Here is a 5,965-nt window from a genome sequence, read left to right on the forward strand (position 1 = left end):
GTCAAGACTTTCCTCTACTTCGTGGCCACGACAGCGGCATCCGCCACGCTGGGTCTTCTGCTGGTCAACCTGTTTCGACCGGGAGCCGGCTTCGACCCCGCCTCCCAGGCGCAGCTCATGGAAAGCTTCCGAAGCGAAGCGGCCCAGAAAATCGGGATGGCCACATTCTCGGTCGACATGTTCGTGGAGATCGTGAGCCGGAATCCGTTTCGGGATGCCGTGGAGACCAAGATGCTTCCGGTCATCTTCTTCGCCGTGGTCTTCGGCGTGGCCTTGAGTCGGATAGGGGCGGAGCAGGCCCAAGCGATCGTCCGGGTTCTCGAAGGCGTGGGGGACGTGATGGTGACGATCGTCGGCTTCGCCATGCGCCTCGCTCCGCTCGCCGTTCCTGCGCTCATCTTCAACGTGACGTCGCTTCTCGGATGGGCGATTCTGAAACAGCTCGCGTTCTTCACCGCTCTGGTATTCGCCGGCTACGTCGTGCACCAGTTCGGAACCTACTCGCTTCTCGTGCGGCTCGGGGCCGCCTACCCGCCCCGTCTCTTTTTCAAGAAGATCACCCCCCTCATGGTCACCGCCTTCACCACCAGTTCTTCCAATGCGACGCTTCCCACCACCATCAAGCACACTCAGGAAGATCTGGGCGTGCCTCCCCACATCGCAGGTTTCGTCCTTCCTCTCGGGGCCACGACCAACATGAACGGCACCTCGCTCTTCGAGGGCGTCGTCGTCCTCTTTCTCGCGCAGGTATTCGGAATCGAGCTCGCTCTCGGCACCCAGGTTCTCGTGGTCGTACTGGCCGTACTCACCGCCATCGGAGCCGCCGGCGTTCCCAGCGGTGCGATTCCTCTACTGGTTGGAGTATTGGAGACGGTCGGGATTCCCGGGGAGGGTATTGCCATCATCATCGGAGTCGATCGGATTCTCGACATGGGCCGCACGGTGCTGAACGTCACCGGAGACGTGACCGCCGCCTGTGTTATCGCCCGGAGCGAGGGTTTCTCGCTCAAACGGTGACGTCAGCGTCCGCGCGTCCAGAGCGCATAAAAGGGAAGGCCGGCGACCAGGAGACCGATTCCGACCGCGGCATCGGTCGGGTTCTCGACGAGGGTATTGAAGAGGAACCAGGCGGCCACGACGACGAAAACGAGCGTCGCCCAGGGATAGCCCCAGGCACGGTACGGGCGCGGCGCCTCCGGCAGCTTGCGGCGCATGACGAGCACACCGAGAGCGGTGAGAGCGTAGAAGAACCACGAGCCGAAGACGACGTAGGCCGTGAGCTGGTCGTAGCTTCCCGAGAGGGCCAAAAGCGATCCCCAGACCCCGATGGTCACGATCGCCACGTGGGGCGATCGATACTTCGGATGCACGCGTCCCAGAGCGGGCGCAAAAACGCGGTCACGCCCGGCGGCCCAGATGGACCGGGGTCCCGCGAGAGTCATGCCGTTGACCGCGCCGAACGTGGAGCAGAGAATCCCGATCACCACCAGAGCGGCTCCCATCGGTCCCATCACTCTTGCCGCCACATCGGCGGCGATTCGAGTGGAGGCCGACATGTCGACGAGGGGGATCGCCATGGTGAAAGCGACGTTCGTAGCCAGATAGATCGCCATGACGACGAGAGTGCCGGTAAGAAGCGCAACCGGGACGTTCCGAGACGGATTCTTCGCCTCGCCCGCGACCAGGGTGACGTCGATCCATCCATCGTAAGCCCACAACGCCGAGATGAGGGCGAGTCCGAACGCCGCCGTCAGCTCCCGGTTCCAGCTATCGGGCCAGAAGGGACGGAGGTTTCCCCAACTCGCGTGGTCCGATGAGAACACGGCGATGACGAGCCCGACCAAAGCAAGAACCTTGGCGAAAGTGAAAACCTTCATGACCGCTCCCCCGAGCTTCACGCCGCGTACGTTCACCGACGTGACGATCACGATGGCCGCCACCGCAACGACGCGGTTCCAACCGAAAGCCAGATGGAGCGACAATTCGCCCACTCGAAGCTCGTCCTTCCACCAGACGTTGTCGGGGGCGAGCGCGGGAAAGAAGTAGGCGAGAAAAGTCGCGAAGCCCACGGCGATCGCGGCGAGGGAACCGGCTTTGTTGATGAAGAAATCGTTCCAGGCGAACAAGAATCCCCAGACCCTGCCGTAGGACTCGCGAAGATAGACATAGGGCCCTCCAGCCTGAGGCAGCACCGAGCTCAGCTCGGCGAGGGACAGCGTTCCGAAGAGCGTGAGCATGCCCGCCACGATCCACACGAGCAGCATCGGTCCGGTCGAGCCCACGCGGCCGGCGATCGTGGCGGGAACGATGAAGATACCCGAGCCGATGATCACCCCGATGTGAATCGCAAGAAGCTCCTTCAGCCCCAGCAGGCGCGCGAGCCGCGGAGAGGAGGGGTCGTCAGGTTCAGATTGGGATCTCGTGTCTTCTAGCATGAGCGTGCCCTCGAATGGAGCCGCGAACAGAAGCCGGAAAGATCTAGAAGCTCGAGTCGGGAGGCGGGCGGGGACTTTCCGCCGATTCGTCCAACGCGAGAGAAGTCAGCCGGGGAGCGGAAAGCAACAACCGTGGCGCCGAGGTGTCCGGGGGCAAACCGACGCGGTCGGTCCAAAGAAGAACGGCCCGGACCTTCGAGCCCGACGGCGAGACCGAACCGGGCTCGGAGTCGTGGCCTTCAGGAGCACGAATGAAGATTGCCGAAGGCCACTCCTCTACCAGGAAACCGGCCGGAACTGCGCTCGTGATGACGAAGAGAATTAGGGCGCAGGCCACAAAGCGTGAAAGGCGCACCGTTCTGAGCTCCGACTGCTAGCAGTGTAGCAGGGTGATGAAAAAGTACAACTCACCCTGCGCGAGCGGAGCGAGCCCGGCGCGCTTGCCGCGCCGTAAGCAGCCCGAGCCGTGGCGGCCGGGCGATCGCAGGTCCCGCCACGGCACTAAGCACTTTGGGCCAGCCGCGACGAAGCGCAAGCCGGCAACGATGTGATTCTCGCCGCGATTCGTGCTAGAACTCTCCTACGCGCTCCTCCAGAGAAACGCCGTTCTCATCGCTTCCCTTCACTCCGACCCAGTGGCTCATCTGTGCCGTAGCGGCTCTCGGCTTCGCCTTCGACATCTACGAGCTTCTCATGCTTCCCCTCATCGTTCGACCGGCGCTTCTCGAGCTCGGTCCGCTCCAGCCGGGAACGCCCGAGTTCAACGCCTGGGTGGGATGGCTCTTCTGGACTCCCGCCGTCGCCGGTGGCGTATTCGGCCTCGTGGGCGGCTATCTGACCGACCGTTTCGGTCGCCGCAGGGTTCTGGTGTGGAGCATTCTCCTCTACGCCTTCTCCGCTCTCGCCGCCGGCTTTTCGACGTCGCTTCCGATGCTCCTGTTCTTCCGCTGTACGACGTTCGTCGGGGTCTGCGTGGAATTCGTGGCCGCGGTGGCCTGGCTGGCCGAGCTTTTTTCTCACCCGAAGCAGAGGGAAGCGGTCATCGGCTACACCCAGGCTTTTTCCTCCGTAGGTGGCCTTCTGGTGACCGGAGCCTACTATCTTGCCGTTCGGCTCGGGCCTCATCTGCCGGAGATCCAGGGCGGCCACGAAGCATGGCGCTACACGCTCATTTCCGGGGTGATCCCCGCGCTTCCCCTGATGATCATCAGGCCTTTCCTTCCCGAGTCCCCCGCGTGGAGGGAGAAGAAACGTGACGGCACTCTCAAGCGCCCCAGCCTTGCCGAGCTGTTTCAGCCCGCGCTCCGACGCACCACTCTCGTGACCGCGCTCCTGTTCGCCTGCAGCTACGGCGCCGCCTTCGGCGCGATCCAGCACCTTCCACGCATCGTGCCCGGGCTGCCGGAGGTCCGGGGTCTCGACCGCCCGGCCGTGGAGACGGTGATCAGCAACGTGCAGCTGCACCAGGAGCTCGGCGGTCTTCTCGGCCGATTCGCTCTCGCCTTTCTCGCCGTCCGGATCGTCGCCCGACGCCGTCTGCTCCATCTGTTCCAGGTCCCGGGTCTTATCCTGGTACCTCTCGTCTTTCTGTTCCCCGCCGTCAACGACCTGGAGCTTCTCCGATGGGGCGTCCTCTTCGCCGGATTCGTCACCGTCGCCCAGTTCAGCTTCTGGGGCAACTACATCCCTCGCGTCTACCCCATCCATTTGCGAGGCACCGGAGAGAGCTTCGCCGCGAACATCGGCGGGAGAATGGTCGGGACGTCCGCGGCGCTCTTGACGACCCGGCTCGCCAACGTCATGCCGGGAGATTCGGCGCCCGCCCAGCTCGCCTTCGCGGCGGCCACCGTGGCGCTATTGGTCTACGGCGTTGGCTTCGCCGCCAGCTTCTGGCTTCCCGAGCCGAAGGCCGAGCTACCCGAATAGAATGCCGCGACCCATTCGGGTTATCCCGGGGGATCCGAAACGGCTCGGCCACGAAGGCGTCCGAGACGGAGCAGAGCCTCCACGACGAGCCACAGCGCGAGACCCAGGATCCCGCCTCCCATCACGAGCAGCAAGACGTTCCCCGATCGATAGAAGTCGCTCATCTTGAGGGTCATCGCCACGATGGTGGTTGCGATCATGAACACCATGGGAATGGCGACGCCGAGGTAGCTCGAGCCCCGCCGAATCAGGTACACGGTAACGACCAGAAGGGTGAGGCCGCCCAAAATCTGGTTGGTCGTGCCGAAGAGCTGCCACAGTACCAGGCCCGCCGGTTGGCCCTCGAGACGAAAGAAAGCGAAGAAGCCGACGGAGGCGACGGCGAGCGCCGAGGAAACGTAGCGGTTTCCGAGCAAGGGCCGCCGGACGGACGCTCCGATCTCCTCGATGTTGTAGCGCAGGAGTCGGGTGGCGGAGTCCAGCGTGGTCAGGGCGAAGGATACGGCGACCAGCGCGACGAAGGCACGGCCGGTGTCGACCGACAGGCCAAGCTGGCTGAGAAACAGGGCGCTCCCGTCGATGAAGGCGGCCATGCTCTCGGGAAGCCCCTGGGCCATGTTCCAGCTCCGATAGTGGTCCTGCCATGCCTCCGGCGTACGGAACCCGGCGGTGCACGCCAGCACGGCGGAAAGACCGAGAAGGCTTTCTCCGATCATCCCCCCGTAGCCAATCAGGGGGGCGTCCGTCTCCTTATCGATCTGTTTCGCCGTGGTGCCCGAAGACACGAGACCGTGGAATCCCGAGATCGCTCCGCAGGCGATGACGATGAAAACGAATGGAAAGAGCGGCGGGGCGCCGTCGGGATGGAAATCGACCGCTGGGGCGACGAAAGCGGGACGAAGAACAAAGAACCCGACGAAGATCGCTGCGAGACCCATGTAGAGCAGAAGTGAATTCAAGTAGTCTCGTGGCTGGAGCAGAATCCAGACGGGCAGAACCGAGGCCGCGAAAGCATAGGCCAGGAGTAGGAAGCTCCAGGTCTCCACGGAGAAGTCCGGACGAGGGAGGATGAGACCGAGGTAAACGGACAGCAGCGTCAGGAGGAAGCCCGCGAGGGTGAGCCATCCGAGGGAGAATCCCTTCTTGTAGAACAAGAATCCCACGACCATGGCCAGCCCCATCAGGGCCACGCTGGGAAAGACCGCTTCGGGGTTGTAGCTCACCGAAAAAAGCTGGGCCACTACTTGAACGAAGACCCCCATGGCGAGCGCCACGAGGAAAAAGATGATGGCATGAAAAAGACTCTGCGCCCGCGAGCCGAGGAATGTTTCCGCCACCTTGCCGATCGAGGTGCCGCGCGCCCTCATGCTGACCACAAGGGCGCTGAAGTCGTGAACCGCGCCGATGAACACGGCTCCGAGGACTACCCATAGAAGAGCGGGAAGCCAGCCCCAGATCACGGCAATGGCGGGCCCGAGCATCGGAGAGAGGCCGGCGATGGACGCATAGTGGTGGCCGAAAAGAACCGACCTGCGGGCGGGGACGTAGTCGACCTCGTCCCTCAGTGTGTGTGCCGGCGTGGGCGCGTCGGGATCGAGCTGGAA

At 63.6% G+C, this 5,965-nt stretch carries 4 protein-coding genes; 2 read left to right on the top strand and 2 right to left on the bottom strand.

The genetic code is table 11. The features are described 5' to 3' along the window. On the top strand, nt 1-1,017 hold a 1,017-nt coding region (locus tag VEK15_30285; protein HXV65022.1), incomplete at its 5' end, for a dicarboxylate/amino acid:cation symporter. A 2-nt stretch (nt 1,018-1,019) separates the two neighbouring features. Here VEK15_30285 and VEK15_30290 read toward each other — a convergent pair. Next, nucleotides 1,020-2,435: an amino acid permease gene (locus VEK15_30290; GenBank protein HXV65023.1), complete on the bottom strand. Its 1,416-nt coding sequence runs from the start codon at nt 2,433-2,435 to the stop codon at nt 1,020-1,022. A gap of 693 nt (nt 2,436-3,128) precedes the next feature. On the opposite strand from VEK15_30290, the gene VEK15_30295 reads away from it, so the two are divergent. Continuing rightward, complete coding sequence (locus VEK15_30295; protein HXV65024.1) at nt 3,129-4,361, top strand: MFS transporter; 1,233 nt, start codon at nt 3,129-3,131, stop codon at nt 4,359-4,361. A gap of 20 nt (nt 4,362-4,381) precedes the next feature. Here the strand turns inward: VEK15_30295 and VEK15_30300 are convergent. Further along, on the bottom strand, nt 4,382-5,965 hold a 1,584-nt coding region (locus VEK15_30300), incomplete at its 5' end, for a carbon starvation protein A (protein HXV65025.1).

This window comes from Vicinamibacteria bacterium, assembly GCA_035620555.1.
Classification (GTDB): Bacteria; Acidobacteriota; Vicinamibacteria; order Marinacidobacterales; family SMYC01; genus DASPGQ01.

Coding starts and splice junctions, on each gene's coding strand:
- VEK15_30290 (HXV65023.1), bottom strand. CDS start 2,435: ATGCTAGAAGACACGAGATCCCAATCTGAACCTGACGACCCCTCCTCT.
- VEK15_30295 (HXV65024.1), top strand. CDS start 3,129: ATGCTTCCCCTCATCGTTCGACCGGCGCTTCTCGAGCTCGGTCCGCTC.